Annotated in this window: 25 protein-coding genes and 2 pseudogenes; 18 read left to right on the forward strand and 9 right to left on the reverse strand. The window is 68.7% G+C overall.

Annotation, left to right across the window (positions count from 1 at the left end):
* The 9 genes and pseudogenes from GRI72_RS00005 to GRI72_RS00030 all read left to right on the forward strand — a co-directional run.
* On the forward strand, positions 1 to 425 hold a 425-nt coding region (locus GRI72_RS00005), incomplete at its 5' end, for an integrase core domain-containing protein (RefSeq protein ID WP_237486609.1).
* A complete protein-coding gene (locus GRI72_RS14955) occupies positions 338 to 718 on the forward strand; it encodes a zinc-binding dehydrogenase (RefSeq protein ID WP_160731907.1) in 381 nt (126 codons plus the stop codon). The genes GRI72_RS00005 and GRI72_RS14955, both read left to right, overlap by 88 nt.
* Positions 687 to 999 (forward strand): annotated as a pseudogene (locus GRI72_RS14630) (hypothetical protein); the annotation flags it as partial. The gene GRI72_RS14955 and the pseudogene GRI72_RS14630, both read left to right, overlap by 32 nt.
* Positions 1,000 to 1,059: 60 nt before the next feature.
* A complete protein-coding gene (locus GRI72_RS14810) occupies positions 1,060 to 1,203 on the forward strand; it encodes a hypothetical protein (protein WP_199698831.1) in 144 nt (47 codons plus the stop codon).
* A gap of 120 nt (positions 1,204 to 1,323) precedes the next feature.
* Positions 1,324 to 1,539 (forward strand): annotated as a pseudogene (locus GRI72_RS14960) (ATP-binding protein); the annotation flags it as partial.
* Between the two features lie 141 nt (positions 1,540 to 1,680).
* Positions 1,681 to 1,932, forward strand: coding sequence for an ATP-binding protein (locus GRI72_RS14965; RefSeq protein WP_419880232.1), 252 nt, complete (start codon positions 1,681 to 1,683; stop codon positions 1,930 to 1,932).
* A 381-nt stretch (positions 1,933 to 2,313) separates the two neighbouring features.
* Complete coding sequence (locus GRI72_RS00020; protein WP_160731908.1) at positions 2,314 to 2,790, forward strand: Lrp/AsnC family transcriptional regulator; 477 nt, start codon at positions 2,314 to 2,316, stop codon at positions 2,788 to 2,790.
* Between the two features lie 151 nt (positions 2,791 to 2,941).
* Positions 2,942 to 4,009, forward strand: a complete 1,068-nt coding sequence (locus tag GRI72_RS00025; protein ID WP_160731909.1) for a Leu/Phe/Val dehydrogenase — start codon at positions 2,942 to 2,944, stop codon at positions 4,007 to 4,009.
* Positions 4,010 to 4,022: 13 nt separating this feature from the next.
* Positions 4,023 to 4,322, forward strand: coding sequence for a hypothetical protein (locus tag GRI72_RS00030; RefSeq protein ID WP_160731910.1), 300 nt, complete (start codon positions 4,023 to 4,025; stop codon positions 4,320 to 4,322).
* 74 nt (positions 4,323 to 4,396) lie between these two features.
* Here the strand turns inward: GRI72_RS00030 and GRI72_RS00035 are convergent, their stop codons facing one another.
* Positions 4,397 to 5,263, reverse strand: a complete 867-nt coding sequence (locus GRI72_RS00035) for a pirin family protein (RefSeq protein ID WP_160731911.1) — start codon at positions 5,261 to 5,263, stop codon at positions 4,397 to 4,399.
* 88 nt (positions 5,264 to 5,351) lie between these two features.
* On the opposite strand from GRI72_RS00035, the gene GRI72_RS00040 reads away from it, so the two are divergent.
* Positions 5,352 to 5,771: a winged helix-turn-helix transcriptional regulator gene (locus GRI72_RS00040; protein WP_202388865.1), complete on the forward strand. Its 420-nt coding sequence runs from the start codon at positions 5,352 to 5,354 to the stop codon at positions 5,769 to 5,771.
* 23 nt (positions 5,772 to 5,794) lie between these two features.
* Here GRI72_RS00040 and GRI72_RS00045 read toward each other — a convergent pair whose 3' ends face one another.
* Positions 5,795 to 6,412: a TetR/AcrR family transcriptional regulator gene (locus GRI72_RS00045; protein WP_160731912.1), complete on the reverse strand. Its 618-nt coding sequence runs from the start codon at positions 6,410 to 6,412 to the stop codon at positions 5,795 to 5,797.
* A gap of 102 nt (positions 6,413 to 6,514) precedes the next feature.
* Between GRI72_RS00045 and GRI72_RS00050 the strand changes: the two genes are divergently transcribed.
* Together GRI72_RS00050 and GRI72_RS14505 are read left to right on the forward strand one after the other, a co-directional pair.
* On the forward strand, positions 6,515 to 7,258 hold the full coding sequence (locus GRI72_RS00050; protein ID WP_160731913.1) for an SDR family oxidoreductase: 744 nt from the start codon (positions 6,515 to 6,517) through the stop codon (positions 7,256 to 7,258).
* Positions 7,259 to 7,413: 155 nt separating this feature from the next.
* Complete coding sequence (locus GRI72_RS14505) at positions 7,414 to 7,563, forward strand: hypothetical protein (protein ID WP_202388866.1); 150 nt, start codon at positions 7,414 to 7,416, stop codon at positions 7,561 to 7,563.
* An 84-nt stretch (positions 7,564 to 7,647) separates the two neighbouring features.
* On the opposite strand, the gene GRI72_RS00055 is transcribed toward GRI72_RS14505, so the two are convergent.
* Positions 7,648 to 9,186 carry an alanine/glycine:cation symporter family protein gene (locus tag GRI72_RS00055; RefSeq protein ID WP_160731914.1) on the reverse strand — a complete coding sequence of 513 codons (1,539 nt, stop codon included), beginning with the start codon at positions 9,184 to 9,186 and terminating at the stop codon, positions 7,648 to 7,650.
* Positions 9,187 to 9,446: 260 nt separating this feature from the next.
* Here GRI72_RS00055 and secE point away from each other — a divergent pair, with 260 nt between their 5' ends.
* From secE to GRI72_RS00080, 5 genes are all read left to right on the forward strand, one after another.
* Entirely contained in the window at positions 9,447 to 9,641 is a 195-nt protein-coding gene (gene secE / locus GRI72_RS00060; protein WP_160731915.1) for a preprotein translocase subunit SecE, read from the forward strand.
* Between the two features lie 70 nt (positions 9,642 to 9,711).
* Positions 9,712 to 10,248 carry a transcription termination/antitermination protein NusG gene (gene nusG, locus GRI72_RS00065; protein ID WP_160731916.1) on the forward strand — a complete coding sequence of 179 codons (537 nt, stop codon included), beginning with the start codon at positions 9,712 to 9,714 and terminating at the stop codon, positions 10,246 to 10,248.
* A 218-nt stretch (positions 10,249 to 10,466) separates the two neighbouring features.
* Positions 10,467 to 10,898 (forward strand): 50S ribosomal protein L11, encoded by a 432-nt coding sequence (gene rplK, locus GRI72_RS00070; RefSeq protein WP_160731917.1) that lies wholly within the window; start codon positions 10,467 to 10,469, stop codon positions 10,896 to 10,898.
* Positions 10,899 to 10,902: 4 nt separating this feature from the next.
* On the forward strand, positions 10,903 to 11,598 hold the full coding sequence (gene rplA / locus GRI72_RS00075; protein ID WP_160731918.1) for a 50S ribosomal protein L1: 696 nt from the start codon (positions 10,903 to 10,905) through the stop codon (positions 11,596 to 11,598).
* 168 nt (positions 11,599 to 11,766) lie between these two features.
* Complete coding sequence (locus tag GRI72_RS00080) at positions 11,767 to 11,946, forward strand: hypothetical protein (RefSeq protein ID WP_160731919.1); 180 nt, start codon at positions 11,767 to 11,769, stop codon at positions 11,944 to 11,946.
* A gap of 36 nt (positions 11,947 to 11,982) precedes the next feature.
* Here the strand turns inward: GRI72_RS00080 and GRI72_RS00085 are convergent, their stop codons facing one another.
* Genes GRI72_RS00085 through GRI72_RS00100 form a run of 4 tightly spaced genes read right to left on the reverse strand, consistent with a single transcriptional unit; the run spans position 11,983 to position 16,217 of the window.
* Positions 11,983 to 12,894 carry a GNAT family N-acetyltransferase gene (locus tag GRI72_RS00085; RefSeq protein ID WP_160731920.1) on the reverse strand — a complete coding sequence of 304 codons (912 nt, stop codon included), beginning with the start codon at positions 12,892 to 12,894 and terminating at the stop codon, positions 11,983 to 11,985.
* Complete coding sequence (locus tag GRI72_RS00090; RefSeq protein WP_160731921.1) at positions 12,894 to 13,853, reverse strand: polysaccharide deacetylase family protein; 960 nt, start codon at positions 13,851 to 13,853, stop codon at positions 12,894 to 12,896. The genes GRI72_RS00085 and GRI72_RS00090 overlap by 1 nt, the downstream gene beginning before the upstream one ends.
* A 35-nt stretch (positions 13,854 to 13,888) precedes the next feature.
* Complete coding sequence (locus GRI72_RS00095) at positions 13,889 to 14,644, reverse strand: competence/damage-inducible protein A (protein WP_160731922.1); 756 nt, start codon at positions 14,642 to 14,644, stop codon at positions 13,889 to 13,891.
* A gap of 58 nt (positions 14,645 to 14,702) precedes the next feature.
* Positions 14,703 to 16,217, reverse strand: coding sequence for a flavin-containing monooxygenase (locus tag GRI72_RS00100; RefSeq protein ID WP_160731923.1), 1,515 nt, complete (start codon positions 16,215 to 16,217; stop codon positions 14,703 to 14,705).
* A 110-nt stretch (positions 16,218 to 16,327) separates the two neighbouring features.
* Between GRI72_RS00100 and GRI72_RS00105 the strand changes: the two genes are divergently transcribed.
* Positions 16,328 to 18,418 carry a TonB-dependent receptor gene (locus GRI72_RS00105; protein WP_160731924.1) on the forward strand — a complete coding sequence of 697 codons (2,091 nt, stop codon included), beginning with the start codon at positions 16,328 to 16,330 and terminating at the stop codon, positions 18,416 to 18,418.
* Here the strand turns inward: GRI72_RS00105 and GRI72_RS00110 are convergent.
* The gene (locus GRI72_RS00110) at positions 18,412 to 19,455 is read right to left on the reverse strand and encodes an ACP S-malonyltransferase (protein ID WP_160731925.1); all 1,044 of its coding nucleotides are present in this window, start codon (positions 19,453 to 19,455) and stop codon (positions 18,412 to 18,414) included. The two genes, GRI72_RS00105 and GRI72_RS00110, sit on opposite strands and share 7 nt — an antisense overlap.
* Positions 19,452 to 21,641 (reverse strand): thiamine pyrophosphate-dependent enzyme, encoded by a 2,190-nt coding sequence (locus GRI72_RS00115; RefSeq protein WP_160731926.1) that lies wholly within the window; start codon positions 21,639 to 21,641, stop codon positions 19,452 to 19,454. The genes GRI72_RS00110 and GRI72_RS00115 overlap by 4 nt, the downstream gene beginning before the upstream one ends.
* Positions 21,642 to 21,748 lie beyond the last annotated feature (107 nt).

The following is a 21,748-nucleotide window of genomic DNA, read 5'->3' on the forward strand; positions in this document are numbered from 1 at the left end:
ACGCGCCCTTGTCTCCATCAAGGCGAGCGCTGCCTTCGAGAGCCAGCTTCCCAATGTGCTACGGAACCGAGCTCACCAGCAACGCCGTGCTGGCATGGTGCGGCGAGATCGGCGTCGAGTGGCATTATATCGCGCCCGGAAGGCCGATGCAGAATGGCTATGTCGAGAGCTTCAACGGTCGCATGCGGGACGAACTGCTCAACGAGACGCTGTTCTTGAGCATGGCCCATGCCCGTGTCGAGATCGCCGCCTGGGTGGACGATTACAACCGGGAGCGACCGCACTCATCGCTTGGCTACGCAACACCGGCGGCGTTCGCCGCCGAACTGGATAAGCAATGGCCTGCTTCACTACGCCCTACGGGCTCCGCTACGCAGCCCATTGCTTCAACCGCGCTCATGCGCGAAACAACCGCCCGGCTCTAATCCCAGCTGGGGGAAAGCTGGGGGTCACGTCACAGGCTCTCAAGGCGAACTACATGCTGGTTAGATCCGCCAGTGTGCACGGTGTATACTGGAGCTTCGACCGCGCGCCGGAAGCGATCCGCACCATACAGCAGAAACTTGTCGAGCAATGCTCCCGAGGTGAAATTCGCCCCTTGATCCGGGATTTGTATCCAATGGAAGATCTCGTGGCAGCTATGGAATCGCTGCGCTCACGGCGAACAGTAGGCAAAGTGATAATTGCCACGTCAGGCCCGCACCAAAGGCAAGGATGAACTTGGCGTCAATTATCTGAAGCACAATGCGATCGCCGGTCGCCGATTCCTTTTAGTCCGTCTTTGTCGCCCATCTGGACCAATCGGTCCGGTGGCACCTGGTCGGAGAGACTGTGCAGGTCATGGGGTTGGCAGGCCGCGTTATCGTGCGGCATGCCGGCGGAATAGCCGCCGACCTCCCGGTTCGCGAAGGGTACCGTCAGCCGGTCTCTGACAGAGCCCACTTAACAGGGTCGGTCGGCGCTTGTCCCATCCGCGAACTACCGCCCCCGCCCGTGTAGACGTCGGCTTTGTTGCGGCCGCTCGGAGATTATGAAGCGGTTGTTGGGGGGAGGCTGGAGATGGCGCCGATCGATCATGACGCGGTTTTAGCGATGCTCGACCGGCTCAAGCTTACTGCGATCCGCGACCAGCTTAATACGCTACTGGACGAAGCCGCCCGCTCGGAAATGACCTTGCGCGAGTCTCTGACCTTCTTCGTCTAGCACGAGATTGCCTCGCTTGACGAGCAGCGTATCACCATGGCCAGCAAAATCGCCCAGTTCCCATTCGTGCATGAGCTCGACGGCTTCGAGTTTGATGCCTAAGCTTCGTCGGATCCCGGCCAGATACGGGCACTGGCGACCTGCCGGTGGATCACGCATGGCGACCCGACGCTACTGCTGTGCCCGCCGGGAACCGGCAAAGCATACCTCGCGGTCGCATTGGACCCGGGAAGCCAGTCGGCAGAACTACTCGGCCCAGTTCGTTACCGCAGCAACTTGGTGGCGATGCTGGTCAAGGCGCATGACGAGGGCCTGTTTGACGAGCAACTGACCTAGTTCAACCACCCTAAGTTGCAGGTCGTCGACTAATTGGGCTATCTGCCGTTCGAGGCCACGCCGCCCATCTGTTCTTCCACCTGTCTCACGGCGCTACGAAAAAGGCTCGATCCTGATCACTTCAAACTGATTGGTGGGCGAATGGGCTGCGTCTTCGGCGATCCTGTCGCTGCCTCGGCAATGCTCGACAGACTGGTGCACCGTTCCACAGTCATTACCATCCGCAGTGACAGCTATGGGCTTCGCTCAGAACCAGCAACGCAACTGCTCCACGAAAGGGGGGCAGTTCTTCACTTCGTCCACGGGGGCAAATCCTTAGTTCGTTTGACACCTCCTGCATCACTGTCTTCTCATCCATCATCGCAACGTCTGTGCTTTGCCCATGAAGGGTAATTAAGGACTTCAGCCCCAGCGAATGCGGGAGTTTTCAACGGAATACGGGCTCTTAGCGGGCATCGATCTTGGCTAGTTTCCCGGAAGTAAAGATGCTTTCTCGAGTCCCTAAGAAGGCATCAAACCAGTACATTAAGCGCCATTTGCGGGCCTTTTGAGGGCTTTTTGGCCAGAGCGAATTTACTAAGTCTCTGAAACTAAAATGGAAAAAAGAACGAATTTGATGCCTCTTCTGGCACCATTTTCTCATTCAGCAATGTACGCAGAAGGTTCGCAAGAGGCCGGCTAGACGCCGGCGCAGATCGAGAAGATGACGAGCGGCAACGTGATCCGTGTCCTCCGCGCGGCGGAGGGGGCGGGGCAGGAGGGAAGATTATCGCCATGACGGCGCCCGGCGGCGATAGTCTCGACCGTTACGAGAAGAAGATCCTGCGGATCCTGCAGGAGGACGTCTCGCTCTCGACCGCCGCGGTGGCCGAGCGGGTCGGCCTGTCGGTCTCGCCCTGCTGGCGCCGGATCGACCGGCTGGAGCGCGACGGGTTCATCACCCGCAAGGTCGCGCTGGTCGATCGGCGCAAGGTCGGGCTCAACGCGCATATCTTCGCCCAGGTCAAGCTCAACGCCCACGGGCGGGCGAACCTCGACGAGTTCGCCGAGGCGATCCGAAGCTTTCCCGAAGTGCTCGAATGCTATGTCCTGATGGGCAACGTCGATTTCCTGCTGCGGATCGTCGCCCCCGACATCGAGGCTTACGAGGCGTTCTTCTTCAACCGCCTCTCGCAAGTGCCCGGGGTGCAGGAAGTCCACTCGACCGTCGCCCTGTCGGAGATCAAGACGACGACCGCGCTGCCGCTCTAGCGCCCGGCCGTGAATGCCCTGGGGGCAAGATCGACCCGGTTTTGCGCCGGAATCGAAAATACTTTTCTCTCACGCGGTACTTTCGCGCCAATCAGACAGGAAATTTCGCGCAAGCTGGGGCAGATGCTGCCCGGCAGACAGGAGTTTCCCGATGAGCGAGCAGACCCAATCCACCGCCGGCGTGCCCGAGGCCGTCCATCTCGTGAAAGACGAGGCGAGCGGCCTCGACGGCGTGATCGTTCTCCATTCCACCGTGCTCGGCCCGGCGGCCGGCGGGTGCCGCGCATGGCGTTACCCCGACAGCCGGGCGATGACGCGCGACGCGCTGCGCCTGGCGGAAGGGATGGCGTTCAAGAACGCGATGGCGGACCTGCCGCTGGGCGGAGGGAAGTCGGTCATCAACCTGCCCGCCGAACCGTTCGACCGGCGCGCCCTGTTCGCGGCGTTCGGCCGCGCGGTCGCCGATCTCGGCGGTTCGTACGTGACGGCGGAGGATGTCGGCACGGGGGTCGAGGACATGGAGGCCGTGCGCCGGCAGACGCGCCACGTGGCCGGCCTGACCCAGCAGGAAGGGCGGCCCGGCGGCGACCCTTCGCCGTGGACCGCGCTGGGCGTGTTCCTCTCGATGCAGGAGGCGGTGCGCCGCGCGTTCGGCGGCGACCTGTCCGGGGTCACGGTCGCGGTCCAGGGGCTGGGCCATACCGGCGCGGCGCTGTGCCGGCTCCTGCACGAGGCCGGGGCCCGGCTGATCGTGGCGGAGACGCGTTCCGACGTCGCGGCGCAGATCGCCTGCCGATACGGGGCGGAAATCGCCAGCCCGCGCGCGATCCTTTCCGCCAGGGCCGATGTCTTCGCCCCCTGCGCGATGGGCGGCGTGCTCGACGGCGCGGGGGTGGGGCGGCTGCGGGCGCGGGTCGTCTGCGGCTCGGCCAACAACGTCCTGGCGCGCGCGGAAGACGGCGATGCGCTGGCGCGCCGCGGCGTGCTCTATGCGCCCGACTACGTCGTCAACGCCGGGGGCATCGTCAACGTCTGCGCCGAATACCTGGGGTGGGACAGCGCGCAGGCCGAGCGGCGGGTGCGCGAGACGGGGCAGCGCCTTGCCGCGGTGCTCGACCACGCGCAGGAGCACGGGCTGGCCCCGCATCGCGCGGCGGACCTGCTGGCGCGCCGGCGGCTGGAGCGGCGCGCGGGCGATGCCCGGCCGGTCGCCGCCTGACCGCGCGCGACGCATGGTCCTCGAATGCCCGGCCGATACCGCGCTGCTGGCGCGGGTCGTCGACATCCATGCCCGTCTCGGCTTCGCTCCGGCGGCGATGACGGTCGCGGTGGAGGGCGCGCGAATGCGCGTGACGATCGACACCGCCGCGCTCACCGCGCACGAGGCCGGGCGGCTGGCCGCGCTGACCGGGCGGATCGTCGGGATGACCGTGCGGACGGGCAGGCCGGAAACGGGGCCGGACGCGGGGGCGGGGGCGGGGGTGGGGGCGGGCGACGCCGCGCGCTGCCCGGGCCTGGCCGCAAGCGGCTGACGCGAGGCGGGAAACGGGGCGGCCGCCGCGGCGCCCGCCCCTTCCGTGCCGTTGCCCTTGTTCTCCCGTCGGCCCTATCCGGCCGGCGCGAGGGTTCCGAACTTGCCCGCGTTGAATGCGGCGATCGCCTCGCGGATCTCCCCCTCGGTGTTCATCACGAAGGGGCCATGGCCGACGACCGGTTCGTCGATCGGTTCGCCGGTCATGACCAGCACGATACTGTCGCCGTCGGCGGCGATGCGGGCCGCGTCGCCGCTGCGCGAGAGGCGCGCGATCTCGGCCTCGCCCACGCCCTCGCCATCGATCGTGACATGGCCGGAAAGGACCGCGATCATCGTCGTGTGCCCATCGGGCAGGGGCAGGGTGGCCGTGGCGCCCGCGTCGAGCCGCACGTCCCACAGGTTGATCGGGGTGAAGGTCTGCGCCGGTCCCTCGACCTCGCCGAAGGCGCCGGCGATGATCCGCGCGCGGCCGCCGTCGAACGCGACTTCGGGGATCGTGTCGCGCGTGATCGCCTGGTACCGCGCGGGCACCAGCTTGTCCTTCGCCGGCAGGTTGACCCACAGCTGCACCATGCGGAACGGCCCGCCGGTCTTCGAATAGCCGGGGGAATGGAACTCTTCGTGCAGCACGCCCGAACCGGCCGTCATCCACTGCACCTCGCCCGCGCCGATCGTGCCGCCGCCGCCGGTGGAATCGCGGTGGCTGACTTCGCCGTCATAGACGATGGTCACCGTCTCGAACCCCTTGTGCGGATGCTGGCCCACGCCGCGCGGGCGGCCCTCGACCGGCTCGAAGTTCCACGGCCCGGCATAGTCGAACAGGAGGAACGGGCTGATCGCGGCCGTATCGCCGTGATAGCTGAACAGCGAGCGGACCGGGAAACCGTCGCCGACCCAGTGGGCGCTGTCGTTGCGCAGGATCGTATCGAGTGTCTTCATGTCACTGCCTTTCACAAGGGGGCGTATTGGTCGGCCCCGCCCCGGGGGCATTGCCTTCGTCCTGCAGGCAAGATAGAGCTGCACTGACATGGCAACAAGTACGGTCCCGATGGATACTGAACCCGCCCGCGGCGAAACCGGCTCCGGCGCGCCGGCCGACGGCTGGCGCTGCCCGGCGGAACGGACGCTGGAATTCCTGGCGGGCAAGTGGCGGCCGATGGTCATCTTCTGGCTGCTCGACGGGCCGCTGCGCTTCAACGCCTTGCAGCGCAGGCTGGGCGGGATCACCCATCGCACGCTGTCGAAGACGCTGAAGGAAATGGAGCGCGACGGGCTGGTCGCGCGCCGCGACTACGGCGAGATTCCCCCGCGGGTGGACTATTCGCTCACCGCCAGGGGGCGCAGCCTGCGGCCGGTGCTCGACGCCATGGCCGAATGGGCCGCCGACCGGCACGAAGCGGACGAAACGACCTCCGCGCCCGCCCCCGCCCCGGGCCCGCACGCCTGACCGAACCAGGCGGCGAGGGCGCGTCAGCCCGCCGCGTCCCCGGCCATCCACCGGTCCCACCCGAACATCGCCGCGCGCGCGACGGCCCGCAGGGTCGCCCGGTCGGCGCCGTCGCGCGCGAGCAGCGACATCCCGTTCTGCACGCTGAGGTAGTAGGCCGCTGCCGCCTCGACCGGGAAAGCGGGTGGCAGGGCGCCTTCACGCACCGCGCGGGCGAAGCGATCGGCCAGCGTGCGGAGGTTGTCCCGCCGCCGGCGGCGCAAATCCTCGTGGGCCGCGCTCGCGCCGTCCACTTCGTGCTGCGCGCCGAGGACGACCAGGCACCCGGGCGGAACGCCGGGGGCGGTGTAGGCATCGGCAGTGGCGAGCAGGAAACGCGCGATCGCGGCGTGGATATCGGCGTTCTCCTCCAGCGCTTCCCAGATGCCGCCGCCGCGGGTGCGGGTATAGCGGTCCACCGCCTCGCGGAACAGGCTCTCCTTGCTGCCGAAGGCGGCATAGAGGCTGGGCGCGCCGATCCCCATCGCCGCGGTCAGGTCGGCCACCGAGGTGCCGTCGTACGTCTTGCGCCAGAACAGCTCCATCGCCCGTTCCAGCGCCGCCTCGCGGTCGAACCCGCGCGGCCGGCCGCGCTCGCCCATGTGCCGCTGCCTCCTTTTTTATAGCGTCTGCTATATAATAATTGACCCGGCGCGCCAAGCGGCACATATTTGTATCGAGCATTACAGATATGGAGATTCGCGATGACGACACCGGCGGGAACGGCACTGGCTGGCAGACGCGCCTTCGTGACCGGGGGCAGCAGGGGGATCGGCGCGGCGGTGGCGCGCGAGGGGGCCGATGTCGCGATCACCTATGCCGCCGCACGCGACGCGGCCGAAGGCGTCGCGGGCGAGATCGAGCGACTGGGGCGGCGCGCGCTGGCGATCGCCGCCGACAGCCGTTCGGCCGAGGCGCTGGCCGCTGCGATCGACCGCGCGGCCGGTGCGTTCGGCGGAATCGACATTCTGGTGAACAACGCCGGCATCTTCGCGGTCGGCCCGGTCGATGCCCTGGCCATCGACGATTTCGACGCGAGCCTGGCGATCAACCTGCGGGCGCCGTTCGTCGCGGTGAAGGCCGTGCTGCCGCACATGGGCGAAGGCGGGCGGATCATCGGGATCGGCAGCAACCTTGCCACCCAGGCGCCGCAGCCGGGGCTGGCCGCCTATGCCGCGAGCAAGGCCGGCCTGGCGATGATGAACCGGGCCCTGGCGCGCGATCTCGGCCCGCGGGGCATCACCGTCAACACCGTGCATCCCGGCTCGACCGATACCGACATGAACCCGGCCGACGGCGACCATGCCCCGGCCCAGGTGGCGCGCACTGCGCTGGGGCGGTTCGGCCGTCCAGCGGATGTCGCCGCGGCGGTCGCCTACCTCGCCGGTCCGGGAGCGACGGCGGTGACGGGAACCTCGATCCTGGTCGATAACGGGGCCAATGCCTGACGCCCGCCGCCCGCCGCCCGCCGCGGCGGAACCATGTTGCCGCGCGCCGGTTGGGCAGCGGGGCCGCATTTGGTGAACTTTGCGGGAACCATGCGGCGAACCGGGCATTACACGGGACGGACGGAGGGAAGATGTCAGTTCATGGAGGTAATCCCATGTCGAGCTATTCCTTCCGCAGCAGCCGTCCCGACGGGTGGGTCCAGCCCCGCCCGCACCGCGACGCCTCGCTGCGATACATGACCCACGGGCCGATCCAGCCGATGGAGGAGCCCGGATTCTTCGCCCGCCTGTTCGGGCTTCGCTGACTTACCGCAAACGCGAAGGGGGCCGACCGCCACCGGCAGCCGGCCCCCTTTTCACGTCCGCGGCCCGCGCCGCGACCGGGCCGGTCAGTACTCTTCCGGCTCCTCCGGCGTTTCGCGGCGGAAATCGCGCCCTGCGTTGCGTTCCCCGCGCGCGAGCTTGAAGACCACGCCCGACAGCAGCGTCAGCGCGAGCAGGTTGGGCAGGACCATCGTCGCGTTCGAGATGTCGCCCAGCCGCCAGACCAGCTGCGAAGGCTGGGTCGCGCCGATGAAGATGGCCACGCACCAGATCACGCGCCAGCCGATGTGCAGCGCCTTCTCCCCGCCGCGGGTCGAGCCCGGGAACCGGTCGTAGATGAAGGTGATCGCGCGCTCGCCGTAATACGACCAGGTCAGCAGGGTCGTGAAGACGAACAGGATCAGCGCCGTGCTGGCCACCAGCGTGCCCAGCGGGATCGAGGCGATTTCGAACGGGAAGGCCGCGGCGAAGGCGCCCGAGGTGGTGACGAAGCCCGACATGGCCGTCGTCCCCAGGTCCGACTGCCAGACGTGATCGACCGGCTGGCCCTGGTAGGTGAAGTCGCCCTGGACGGTCAGGATCACCAGCGCCGTCATCGTGCAGATCACGATCGTGTCGATGAACGTGCCCAGCATGGCCATGCGGCCCTGCTGTTCCGGGTCGTCGGTCTGGGCCACGGCGTGGGCGATCGGGGTCGAGCCCTGGCCCGCCTCGTTCGAGAACAGCCCGCGGGCCACGCCGGCGCGGATCGCCAGGATGATCGCGGCCCCGGCGAAACCGCCGCTGGCGCTCTGGAAATTGAACGCGCCGGCGAAGATCCGGCCGAACGTCTCGGGCAGGTCGCCGAAGTTCAGGATCAGCGCGGTGATCGCCATGACCAGGTAGGTGGCGGCCATGAAGGGCACGATCTTTTCCGCCACGCTGCCGATCGACTTGATGCCGCCGATGATCACCACGAACACCGCGATCGCGACGATCAGGCCGCCCAGCCAGCGTTCGAAGCCGAACAGTTCGTTGAGGCCGCTGGCGACCTCGTTCGCCTGGATCGAGTTGCCCGTCACCAGCGCAGAGAACAGCGTGCCGAGGCAGAAGACGATCGCCAGCCAGGTCCACTTGGGGCCGAGGCCGAGCATGATGTAGCTCATCGGGCCGCCGCGCTGGACCCCGTCGGACGTCGTCTCGCGGTAACGGATGGCGAGGCTGCCCTCGGCGAAGGCGAGCGCCATGCCGAACAGCGCCGTGACCCACATCCAGAACACCGCGCCCGGCCCGCCGAGCGCGATCGCGGTGGCGACGCCGGCCAGGTTGCCGGTGCCGACCTGGCCCGAAAGCGCGGTGGAAAGCGCGGCGAAGGGGCTGATCTCGCCCGAACCGGACCCCTTGCGGCCAGCAAAAAGGCCGCGAATCGCGGCCCCCAGCTTGACGATCGGATAGAAACGCAGGCCGACCATGATCCACAGGCCGATGCCCAGCAGGATCACGGCCAGCGGCGGGATGGGAATCAGCTGTTCCCCGTTCCACGTGCCGCCCCAGATGAAGTCGGAAACATTGGTGACCGGTTGCACCAGTCGTTCGCCCAGCGTGGATGCCTGGCCCGTTGCCATTCGCGATATTCCCCCTAGATCCGTCAACTTGGAATAACCGGGCACGCTAGTAGCGCGCGGCACGCAAGACCAGCCCCAAGTTTCGTTTGCAACCGCCCGCGCGCATTTTCCTGTGCCTTGCTTTTGCCCGGCGCGCGGCCTAAATGCGGCGATGCTTTCCGACATCGGAGCCCACGACAGCCCCTCCCGGACTTGAACCGGGGCGGCGATGGCCCCATCCCGGAAGGCACGACAGGTTTTGCAACGGGATACGAGCACAGATGGCCAAGACGACCCCCGGTGAATTCATCCGCCAGGTCCGCAGCGAAGGCAGCAAGGTCGTGTGGCCGACTCGCGAGGAGACGGTCCGCACCGCGATCTTCGTGGGCATCATGGTCGTGCTCCTGTCGCTCTTCTTCCTCGGGATCGATTCGGCTTTCGGCGCAGTCGTGCGCTGGCTGCTGACGCTGGCTTGATACCGGGACCTGATACTGGGGCCGACACGGACCTGATACGGGCACAACACGACTGGACTTAAGGATCACAATGGCTCGCTGGTACATCATTCACGCCTATTCCGGCTTCGAGAACAAGGTGCGCGATGCGATCATCGCCGAGGCCGAGCGGCTGGGCCTGTCCGAGGCGGTCGAGGAAGTGCAGGTCCCGACCGAGACGGTGACCGAGCTGAAGCGCGGCAAGAAGGTCCAGGTCGAACGCAAGTTCATGCCCGGCTACGTCCTCGCCAAGCTGAAGATGACCGACGATGTCTATCACCTGGTCAAGAACACCCCGAAGGTGACCGGATTCCTCGGCTCGAACAACAAGCCGCAGCCGATTTCGGAGAAAGAGGCCGCGCGCTATTTCGGCGGGGTCGAGGAAGCCAAGTCCGCGCCCAAGCGCGACATCAGCGTCGATTACGAGATCGGCGACCAGGTCAAGGTGCTCGACGGCCCCTTCGCCAGCTTCAACGGCGTGGTGGAAGAGCTCGATTTCGACAAGCAGAAGGTCAAGGTCAGCGTCTCGATCTTCGGCCGCGCCACTCCGGTGGAACTCGATTTCGAACAGGTCGAACTGGTCAAGTGACCGGGCGCGGGGCTGCCCCCGCGCCGGCCATGCATCGATGAGTTGAATTTCGAAGCGTTTGCGCCTATCGGCGCGCCTTCCCGCCCGTCCCGATTCCCCGGGGCAGGGGGAAATCCGTGCGGAAGGCCTGCATTTTCCAGCAAGCTGGGCAGGCTGTCTGACCGCTTACCATGAGCTTCGGCCCCGGGCCGGGGCGACAGTGAGAAAGGAGGCCATACGTGGCCAAGAAAATCGACGGCTATATCAAGCTGCAGGTGCCGGCTGGCGTTGCCAACCCCAGCCCGCCGATCGGCCCCGCGCTGGGTCAGCGCGGCGTCAACATCATGGAATTCTGCAAGGCGTTCAACGCCGCGACGCAGGATCTCGAAAAGAACATGCCGATCCCGACCATCATCACGGTCTATGCGGATCGCTCGTTCAGCTTCGTCACCAAGACTCCGCCCGCCAGCTTCCTGATCAAGCGCGCGGCCAAGCTCAAGTCGGGTTCGAAGGAGCCGGGCAAGGTCTCGGCCGGCACGATCAAGCGCTCGCAGCTGGCGGAGATCGCCGAAACGAAGATGAAGGACCTGAACGCGAACGACATCGATCAGGCGACCAAGATCATCGAAGGCTCCGCGCGTTCGATGGGCCTCGAAGTGGTGGAGGGCTGATCCGATGGCAAAGCTGACCAAGAAGCAGAAGACGCTGGCCGAACTCGATTCGGAAAAGCTCTACGGCGTCGACGAGGCGCTGGCCACGCTGCGCCAGTTCGCCAGCAAGAAGTTCGACGAAACGGTCGAAGTCGCGATGAACCTGGGTGTCGATCCGCGCCACGCGGACCAGATGGTGCGCGGCATGGTCTCGCTGCCTTCGGGCACGGGCAAGGACGTCAAGGTCGCGGTCTTCGCGCGCGGCGACAATGCCGAGAAGGCGACCGCCGCCGGGGCCGACAAGGTCGGTGCCGAGGACCTGATGGAAGACATGCAGAACGGCAACCTCGACTATGACCGCGTGATCGCCACGCCGGACATGATGGGCGTCGTCGGCCGTCTCGGCAAGATCCTGGGCCCCAAGGGCCTGATGCCGAACCCGAAGCTGGGCACCGTCACCCCGAACGTGGAACAGGCCGTGAAGGACGCCAAGGGCGGCCAGGTCGAATTCCGCGTCGAGAAGCAGGGCATCATCCATAGCGGCATCGGCAAGCTGTCGTTCAACGACGAGGACCTGAAGAAGAACTTCAAGGCGCTGACCGACGCGGTCGTGAAGGCCAAGCCGAGCGGCGCCAAGGGCAAGTACGTGCGCAAGGTCTCGCTGACCAGCACGATGGGCCCGGGCCTCAAGCTCGACCTGGGCGAAGTCGAAGGCGCCTGATCCTTCGCACTGCCACGCAAAAGGGGCCGGGAAGAGGATATCTTCCCGGCCCTTTTTCGTTCGGGCGGGGCCGTTCGCGTTCGCGCCGGGCGCCGCCCGGCCGGCCGGGGCGGAAAGATTGCCCCGCTCGCGCGTTGCCCGGGGGAAGAGCTTTCAAGGAGCAAACCCATGGGTAATTTCTGGGCCGTTGCCCTCGTCGCGGGCCCGATCCTTCTCCTCGCCGTGGCGATCTACGTCTGGGCGCGGAACCGCCAGGCGAGCCGCGGCACGGTCGCCCGGTCCGAACGCGGCGCGCGCGAACTGCGCGACGACCTGGAGGACAAGCAGGACCGGACGGTCGATCTCTAGCCGCGGCGCCGACGCCCGGCCCCGGGCAGGCGCGCGCTAGCGCTTGAGCAGGCGCCGCGCGCCCGACAGCGCGCCGCTGCGCCGGGCGAGCGCCCTGGCCCGCGCGACCGAGCCGTCGAACGCCTCGAGCGCGCCCAGCAGCAGGCGGTTGGAAGCCTGCCGGCGCAGGAGCAGGAAGCTCGCGGCTTCCACCGAGGCAGTGCCGAACAGCGCCTTGTGCGCGCCTTCCCCCTCGGTGAAATCGAAATAGGCGAAGCGTTCCTCGGCGAAGAGCCGTTCGAGCGCGGCGAGCTGCAGCACGGTGCCGGGCGAAAGCGGCGCGTCGGCCGGGTCGTAGCCGAGCCAGGCATAGACCAGCGTGCGCCCCTCGACCGGCAGGCACAGGTAGCTCGACGGGCGGCCGGCGCGATGGAGCAGGAAGCAGCGCAGCCGGTCCTCGCCCGCCGCGGCGCGCAGCGCGGCCAGGCGATCGGCATCTTCGGGCAGCCCGGCGTCGAGATGGCGGCCCTGGTACGTCTTGCGCGAGAGCGGCAGCGCGGCGGCGATGAACCGGTCGAACCCGTCGGCCCCGCGATATTCGCGCAGGTCCAGCGTGCCGCCGTCGTCCGCCGCGAACTTGCGCAGCTTGCGCCGCAGGGTGGAACGCGTCTTGCCCGAGAAACGGGCCATGTAGTGATCGAACCCGCCCTCCATCGCGATGTAGTGCCGCCGGTAATGCTGCACGCCGCCCGGGATCATGTCGCCATGGGCCGCGATCGTGCCCGCGACCGTCGCCGCCGGGGCCGAGAGGACGCGGTAGCCGTCGGCGTCGTCCGCCAGCGGGGGCAGGGGCGCCGCCTCGCCCGCGACGAGCTGGTCCAGTCGGTGGCCGACCACCATCAGCCGCCGCGGCACGGCCAGCAGCTGGCGCGAACCGACGACGAAGCGCACCGGGGTCTCGCGCAGCATCAGCGCGCGCCGTAAAGCCGGTTGGACACGAACTGTTCGGCCAGGCGCAGCCCCTCGCGCAGCCCGGCCGCGGGCAGGACGGGGCGCGGTTCCTGACGGGAGGAGGGGCGCGGCGGGTGGCTGGCGTAAGTGCCGCTTTCGACCCCCTCCATCGCGGCGATCCCGCGGCACAGGCGTTCGAAACGGTGGCGCACGACCCGGTTGACCCGCGCCCGCGCGCGGCACAGCAACTCGAAACTGTGCGAGACCATGGTGAAGCTCGACAGGCCGTGGTCGCGCGCGTGGCGGATCGCGGCGAGCATCTCGCGCGCGGAGATCGCGGTCACCTGGGCATGGCGCAGGCCGCCGCCGAACGTGCGGATGCAACCCACCGGAACTTCCGTCACCCCGCAATGGCGCACCGGGCGGCGATCGTCGCGGCCGAGCGAGATCCGGCAGGCCCCGCCCGCGATCCCGGGCGTGTGGCTGCTGTCGTAGTGCAGGCCAAGGTGGGCAAGCGCGCGCAGGGTATCGTCGTTGGCGCCGTAATTGCCGGCGCGAAAGGCGACCGGCGCCGGCGCTCCCGCGGCGACCAGCACGCCGCGCGCCCAGTCGAGGATCGCGCATTGCCGTTCGAACGGGAAATCGGCGATGTTCTGCCCGGTCGCGCCGAAGCGATTGTTCGCGCCCGCGAGCGCGAGCCATTCGGTGTGGCAGTGGAGCTGGACCTCGTGCCCGGCCGCGACGATCGGGCCGACGATGTCGGATATCGCCTCCTGCCCCCAGAGGAGCGCGGGCATCGGGTCGACGAAGAACACCCCCTTCAGCCCGTGGCGGTCCATCAGGGCCATCTTGTAGAACAGGCCGGCCGGGCCCGAGGGCGTTTCGCAGGCGATCGAGCGCGCGAAGTTCTCCGCCCGCCCGCGCGCGGCCAGGCTGGCGGCATATTCGGTGTCGATCGTGATGAAAACCGCGGTCATGCGCGGCGCAATAGGGGATCGGGGTTAAAACGCGGTTAGATGCCGCCCGGGGTGAAATCGAAGCCCAGTTCGCCCAGCCCTTCGCACAGCGTGTGCAGGCAGCTTTGCAGCGCGTCGGCGTCGGTCGAACGGATCACGAAGTTCGCCCCGACCCGCCCTTCGCGAAAGAAGGGGTAGCTGCCGATCTGGCAGTTCTCGTGCGCCTTCTCGACCTCGCGCAGAAGCACGGCGACTTCGCTTTCGGGGATATAGCCGCCGACCGTCTCGCTCAGCAGCGGGGCCCCGCCTTCCAGCGTCCCGGTCAGCGAATCGAGCATCTGCGCGGCGATGTGCGGCACGCCCGCCATCATGCGGATATTGCCGATCGCGATGCCCGGCGCGCCCGACATGCGGTTGGGGATCAGCTCCGCCCCTTCGGGCACCCGCGCCATGCGCAGCCGCCCTTCGGTCAGCCCGCCCTTGTCGGCGTAATAGCGTTCGAGGATCGCGCGCGCCTGGGGGTGGATCACGACCGGCACGCCCAGCGCGGCGGCGATCGCATCGACGGTGATGTCGTCGTGCGTCGGGCCGATCCCGCCGGTGGTGAACAGGTAATCGTTCGCCGTGCGCAGGGCATCGACCGCCTCGACGATCCGTTCGATCACGTCGGGCACGACGCGCACCTCGGCCAGACGAATGCCCTGGACCTGCAGCCACGAGGCGACTTGCGCGATATTGCGGTCGTGGGTGCGGCCCGAGAGGATCTCGTCGCCGATCACGACCAGCCCGGCGGTATAGATGCGCTCGCTCATGGCCCGCGGGGGTATTCGATTGCCCGTCGCTGTGCCAGCCCCAAGGGCACCGCGCGGCCTATTCGGCCGCCTCCAGCTGCCGTTCGCGCGCACCGGCCAGGTCGTCCCCCGCGCGGCCGAAGGCGATGATCCCGTCGTCCACCGGGTCCTGCGCCATGCGCTTGCGGTCGGTGACGTATTCCTGGTTCAGCCGCCACGGATAGGCGACCGCGTTGCGCGGCATGATGTGTTTCGAACGCTGGATATAGCCGGAAGAGAAATCGAAGATGTCGTCTTCCTCCAGCGCGGCCTCGTCCGCGGCGGTCAGCACCGGCACCGCGACATCGGCCCCGCGCCGCTCCATCTCGTTCAGCAGGCGGCAGACATATTCGGAATTGAGGTCCGCCCGCAGCGTCCAGCTGGCGTTGAGATAACCGAACACCACCGCCAGGTTGGGCAGGTTCGAGAACATGCATCCCTTGTAATAGAACCGCTGCGCGAAATCGACCGGCGCGCCGTCCTGGCTGAAGGCGATCTTGCCCGCGATCGCCAGGCGCAGGCCGGTCGCGGTCACGACCACGTCGGCCGGCAGGACTTCGCCGTCTTCCAGTTCCACCCCGCCTTTCACGAAGCGCGCGATGCGGCCCGTCCGGATCGCCGCATCGCCGCGCTTCATCGCTTCGAACAGGTCGTTGTCGGGCACCAGGCACAGCCGCTGGTCCCACGGATTATAGGGCGGGGTGAAGTCGGCGGGGTCGTAGGGCGCATCGCCGAAGACCTTGTCGATCCGCTTGTGCAGGAACTGCTTGACCTTCTCGGGCCGCGTGCGCGCGCGGCGAAAGCCGATGTCCTGCATCTTGATGTTCTTCCACCGCGTGATGCGATAGGCCAGCTCTTCGGGCAGGATTCTGCGAAGGAAATTGGCGACCGCGTCCTTCGCCGGGCGCGAGAACATCCAGGTCGGCGTGCGCTGCAGCATCGTGACGTGCCCCGCGCGCTTCGCCATCGCCGGGACCAGCGTGACCGCGGTCGCGCCCGATCCGATCACGACCACGCGCTTGCCATCGTAATCGAGATCGTCGGGCCAGAACTGGGGATGGACCACCCGGCCCTCGAACTCGCCGAAATCGAACCCGGGATCGTAAGGCTGGTCGTAATCGTAATAGCCCGAACCGAGGTAGAGGAAGCGCGCCGTCATCCGCGTGGTCGTGCCGTCGTCGAGCGCGATCTCGACGTGCCAGCGCGCCTCGTCCCCGCGCCAGTCGGCGGCGACGACGCGGTGGCCGAAGCGGATGTGTTCGCGAATGCCGCGCTCGTCCACGATCCGGTTCAGGTAATCGAGGATCGCCGGGGCATCGGCGATCGATTTCTCGTGCTTCCACGGTTCGAAGTTGAAGCCCAGCGTGTGCATGTCGCTGTCGGAGCGGATGCCGGGGTAGCGGAACAGGTCCCAGGTGCCGCCGAGGTTCGCGCGCCGCTCGACGATCGCGTAGCTGCGCTGCGGACAGTGCATTTCCAGGTGCGCGGCCATGCCGATGCCGGAGATTCCGGCACCGACGATCAGGACCTCGTGGTCCGGCGGTGTTGCTAGCATGGCATCCTCTCTCCTCTTGACGCGAACGTAAATCATCCCGTCGCGATTGGCGAGTCCCGATGGCAATTTGAAACTGACTGGGCCCGCGCGATCGGCTAGGGGCCCGCCCCATGCCCGTTACCGTTCCCTTTCGCACCGCCGCGCTCGCCGCCCTCTGTTCGCTCCCCGTCGCCTGGCCCGCGTCCGCGCAGGAGGCGCCCGATCCGCAAGAGGCCGAATCCGTGCCCGCTGCGTCGGATGGGACCGGGCCGGATGAACGGGCAAGGCGGCGCGAGATCGTGGTCCACGGCTTCGGCCTCGATCCCACGCCCGCCGCGCCGGCCTACGACAGCCTGGAAATCGGCCGCGCGCAGATCCTCGCCGCGCCTTCGGGCCGGATCGAGGACGTGCTGGGCGCGGTCGCCGGCTTCCAGCAGTATCGCCGGTCGGACAGCCGCTCCTCCAACCCCTCTGCCCAGGGGGTGACCTTGCGCGCGCTGGGCGGCAACGCGACCAGCCGCGCGCTCGTCACGCTCGACGGGGTGCCGATGGCCGATCCGTTCTTCGGCTATATCCCGCTCAGCGCGATCGCGCCGGACCGCCTCGGCGCGGTGCGCGTCGCGCGCGGCGGCGGGTCCGGCCCGTTCGGCGCGGGCGCGCTGGCCGGGCGGATCGCGCTCGAAAGCGCCGACCCGCGCGCGCTCGCGCCGCTATCCGCCTCGCTGCTCGCCAACGATCGCGGGGAGACGGAGGCGAGCCTTGGCCTCGCGCGCGAACTGGGCGCGGGCTTCGTCGTCGCCGATGCGCGGTGGGACCGGGGCAAGGGGTTCTACACCACGCCTGCCGACCAGCGCGTTCCCGCCACCGCGCGCGCAGCGTTCGATTCGTGGTCCGCCGCGCTGCGCGGTGGGGCGCCGCTGGGCGAGGCGGTCGAGCTGCAGGCGCGGATGCTGGTCTTCCGCGACGATCGCACATTGCGCTTCGACGGGGCCGATTCCTCGAGCGAGGGGCAGGATGCGAGCCTGCGGATCGTGGGCCGGGGGGCCTGGCAGTTCGAGGCGCTCGGCTATGTCCAGGCGCGCAATTTCTCCAACGTCGTGATCAGCTCCAGCCGCTTCACCCGCGTGCTGGACCAGCGCAACACCCCGTCCACCGGCCTCGGCGGCAAGTTCGAACTGCGCCCGCCGATGGGGCGGGACCATGTCCTGCGGCTGGGGCTCGACTATCGCCGCGCCTCGGGCGAGTTGCAGGAAGAAGCCTATAGCGCCTTCTCCGGCGCGCTGACCGAACGGCGCCGCGCGGGCGGGACCAACAGCGATCTCGGCCTGTTCGCGGAAAACGACTGGACCGCGGCCCCCGGCCTCGTGCTGACCGGCGGCCTTCGGCTCGACCGGACGACGGTGTCCGACGGGTTCTACCGCGCGCGCGACGCGGCCGGCGCGGTCGTGGCGGAAACGATCGCGCCCGACCGCGCGGACTGGACCCTGGGCTGGCGCGCCGGCGCGACCTATGCCGCCGATCCGCGCCTGCGCCTGCGCGCGGCGGCCTATACCGGCCTGCGCCAGCCGACGCTGAACGAGCTTTACCGCCCCTTCGTCGTCTTCCCGGTGGTGACCCAGGCCAATGCCGCGCTCGACAACGAGCGGCTGGAGGGCTTCGAGGCGGGGATCGACCTGGCCCCGGCCGAAGGGATCGAGATCGCGCTGACCGCCTTCGACAACCGGGTCGAAGGGGCGATCGCCAATGTCACCCTGGCCCCCAACCTGCGCCAGCGGCGCAACCTGCCCGCGATCGAGGCGCGCGGGGTCGAAGGCGCCCTGGCGGTCACGCGCGGCGACCTGCGGCTCGACGCGACGGTCGCCTATACCGATGCCGCAGTCGAAGGGCGCGGCCCCTCGGCCGATCTCGACGGCAATCGCCCGGCGCAGACCCCGCGCTGGGCCGCCGGCGCCTCGCTCGCCTGGACCCCCGCGCCCGGCTGGGTCCTCGGCGCCTCGCTGCGCCATGTCGGCGCGCAGTTCGAAGACGACCGCGAGAGCGAGGTCCTGCCCGCGGCGACCACGCTCGGCGCCTATGCCCAAGTGCCGCTGACCGGGCGCCTCGCGCTGGTCCTGCGGGGCGAGAACCTGACGGACGAGACGGTGGTGACGCGCAGCTCGGGCGGCAATATCGACCTCGGCGCGCCGCGCACGCTGTGGGCGGGCCTGCGCTGGGGTTACTGACCGGCGGCGAGCGGGCGCTGTTCGGCAAGGCCCATCGACACCAGCAGCGGCTCTTCCCCCTGCCGCGCCTTGAACGCGGCCTTGTCGCCCATGCCGCGCCAGCCGGCGAGCACCAGCGACTGCGCCACCGCGCCGCCCAGCGTCGCGCCCGGGCCGGTGACGATGAACACGTCGGGCGCGAATTCGCGCGCGGCGACGGTAATCGCGCGGGTGAAGTCGTAACTGCGCGTGACCTGGTGGCCCAGGGTATAGTCGCGCAGCGCCCCCGCATCGGTCGCGCCGGGCCACCAGATCGCCCCGCGCCCGTCGATCATCGGCAGGGCGGGCTGGGCGAACAGGCCGGGGCCCAGCGCCGCGCGCCCGCGCGCCGCCACCGGTTCCTGCAAGGCGGTGTGGAAGGCCGCGTGATTGCCCAGCCGCATCGGGAAACGCCCGTCGACCGGCTCGACCGCGCGTTCGAACGCTTCCAGCCCGGCGGCGTTGCCGGCCAGGACCAGCATTCCGCCCAGATCGATCGACAGCGCCAGTGTGTGGCCCGCGCGTGCGTCGATCTCCGCCACCATGGCCAGCAATTGCGCCTTGCGCGCCGGGTCGGGCCGCCAGTCCTCGCCCAGGAAGGGGTGGACCAGCTGGCCGCCGATCAGCGCCTCCTGCATCAGCGTGCCCATCGTGTTGGCGATGGCGAAACCGTCTTCGGGCGATGTCGCCCCGGCGCAGGCGAGCGCCGAATACCAGCCCATCGAATTGCCGGTGACGGCGACGATCTCCACCCGGTCGCGGTCGATCGCGAGGAAATCGCCCAGCGTCGCGGCGTAGATCAGGGCGGAGGCATTGTCGCCGCGGGTATGGCGCGCGAGGCTGAACCGCTCCGCCCCGTCGAGCGCGCTCAGGCTGTCCTGCCCGGCCGCCTCGCGCTGCGCGTCGAAGGCCGCCAGCAGGCGGGCATCGGGGAAATCGCGGGCGAGATAGCCCAGCTCCGCCTTGTTGTAGGTGCCGCGGCCCGGGCACACGACCACGGCGGTCCTGCGCCGGCTCATGCCGCGTCCCCCGCCAGCGCCCGCGCCGCGGCGACGATCCCCTCCACGCCCGGCATCGTCGCGGCATAGGCCGGGCCGGTGGGGATGAAGCTGTCCTCCGCACAATAGCGCGCATGCGGCCTGCCGCCGCGTTCGGCCATCAGCGCCATCAGCGCTTCGGCCAGGCCGCCGGTGCGCCGCGTCTCGTCCACCACCAGGACCCGCGCGGCATCGCCGATCGCGTCGATCAGGGCATCGGCGGGCAGGGGATTGAGCCAGTGCAGGTCGATCACCCGGCTCGCGATTCCCGCCTCCGCCAGCCGCTTCTGCGCCTGGAGCGAAAGATGCAGGCCGTTGGCATAGCTGACGATGGCGAGATCGCGCCCGTCGCCGTGGGTGGTCACTTCGCCCAGCGCGATCCGTTCGTCCGGGGCGGGATAGCGGCGCAGCCACAGGCCGTCGCCCGGCTCGTGCAGGTCGCGCATCGGGTAGAGCGCGATCGGTTCGAGGAACACGACCAGCCGCTGTTCCTCCCGCGCCAGCCGCACGCATTCGCGCAGCAGCCTGGCCGCGTCGGCCCCGTTGGAGGGGCAGCACAGGATCACGCCCGGCACGTCGCGCAGCGCGGCGAAGGAATTGTCATTGTGGAAGTGCCCGCCGAACCCCTTCTGATACCCGAGGCCGGCGATCCGCACGACCATCGGGTTGGTGTATTGCCCGTTGGAGAAGAACGGCAGCGTCGCCCCTTCGCCGCGGATCTGGTCTTCGGCGTTGTGGTAATAGGCGAGGAACTGGATTTCCGGGATCGGCAGGAAGCCGTTGTGCGCCATCCCGAGGCCGAGGCCGAGGATCGACTGTTCATCGAGCAGGGTATCGATCACCCGCGCCCGGCCGAAACGCTGGCCCAGTTTCTGCGTCACGCCATAGACGCCGCCCTTGGCGCAGATGTCTTCCCCCATCAGCGCGATCTCGCGGTGTTCCAGCATCAGGTCGGTCAGTGCCCAGTTGATCAGGCGGCTCATGATCTGGGGGCTTTCCATCGCCTTCAGGTCGGCCCCGAAGGCGTCCGCGCGCGCTTCGGCCGAAGGGCCGTTGCCCGGCGCATGGGCGCGCGCGGGCGGGACCAGGCTGGCCATGACCTCGCCCGCCGTTTCCAGCCGCGGGCGGGTGACCGCCTCGGCCCGCACGCGCTCGACCCGTTCCAGCGTCTGCTCGTAGATCGCCAGCGCCTCGGCCGGGGACAGGGCGCCCGCCGCGTCCAGCAGGCGGACCGAATGGAGCAGCGGGTCGTTCGCCTCTTCCGCCTCCACCTCGTGCCGGGCCATGTAGGTCGTCGGCATGTCGGCCCCGGCATGGCCGTGGAGGCGCACCGTGCGCACGTGGAGAAAGGCCGGCTTGCGCCGCGTGCGGACATGTTCCGCCGCCGCGCGGGCGGTGGCATATGTGTCGTAGATGTCCAGCCCGTCGCAGGCGAAATAGCCGAGGCCGGGGCGGTTCGCGAAACTGGCGGCGATCCAGCCCGCCGGGGTCCTGGTCGAAATGCCGATCCCGTTATCCTCGCACACCCACAGCAGCGGCATCGGCACGTTCTGGAACGCGGTCCAGCAACTGGTGTTGATTGCCCCCTGCGCGGTCGAGTGGTTGGCGCTGGCATCGCCGAAACTGCACATGACGATGCCGTCGTCGGGCAGGGCCTGGTGCTCGGGCCTTACGCGGCGGGCCGGGCCGATCGAATAGGCCGCGCCGACCGCCTTGGGCAGGTGGCTGGCGATGGTCGACGTCTGCGGCGGGATATTGAGCGCCTTCGAGCCCAGGACCTTGTGCCGCCCGCCCGAGATCGGGTCTTCGCGCGAACAGGCGAAGCTCAGCAGCATGTCCCAGAGGATCGACTGGCCGGGCACCTGGTTGGCGCGCTCTATCTGGAACGCGGCATCGCGGTAATGGAGGAAGGCCATGTCGCTCGGCCGCAGCGCGGCGGCGACCGCCGCCATCCCCTCGTGGCCGGAAGAACCGATGGTGTAGAACCCTTCGCCCGCCGCCTGCATCCGCCGGCTGACGATATCGAGCGCGCGCGTCAGGCACCCCGAACGATAGAGCTGCACCGCCGCCTGCGGCTCCAGCGGCCCGCCCGGCGCCCGCCCCTGCGGAAGGTCCCCCGCGGCCACCCGGCGCAGGAAGTTCTCATGCACGATCGAAGCGCGATCCATGGCCGCGGTGCTAGCCCCTTTGCCGCAAAAGAAAAGGGGGCGTGAAGGCGTGTCGCCCCCGGTGCCGGCGCTAGCGCGGGGCGGCCCGGGGCGGCCCGGGGCGGCCC

Origin of the sequence: Pelagerythrobacter marinus (assembly GCF_009827515.1) — a bacterium.
Lineage (GTDB): Bacteria > Pseudomonadota > Alphaproteobacteria > Sphingomonadales > Sphingomonadaceae > Pelagerythrobacter > Pelagerythrobacter marinus.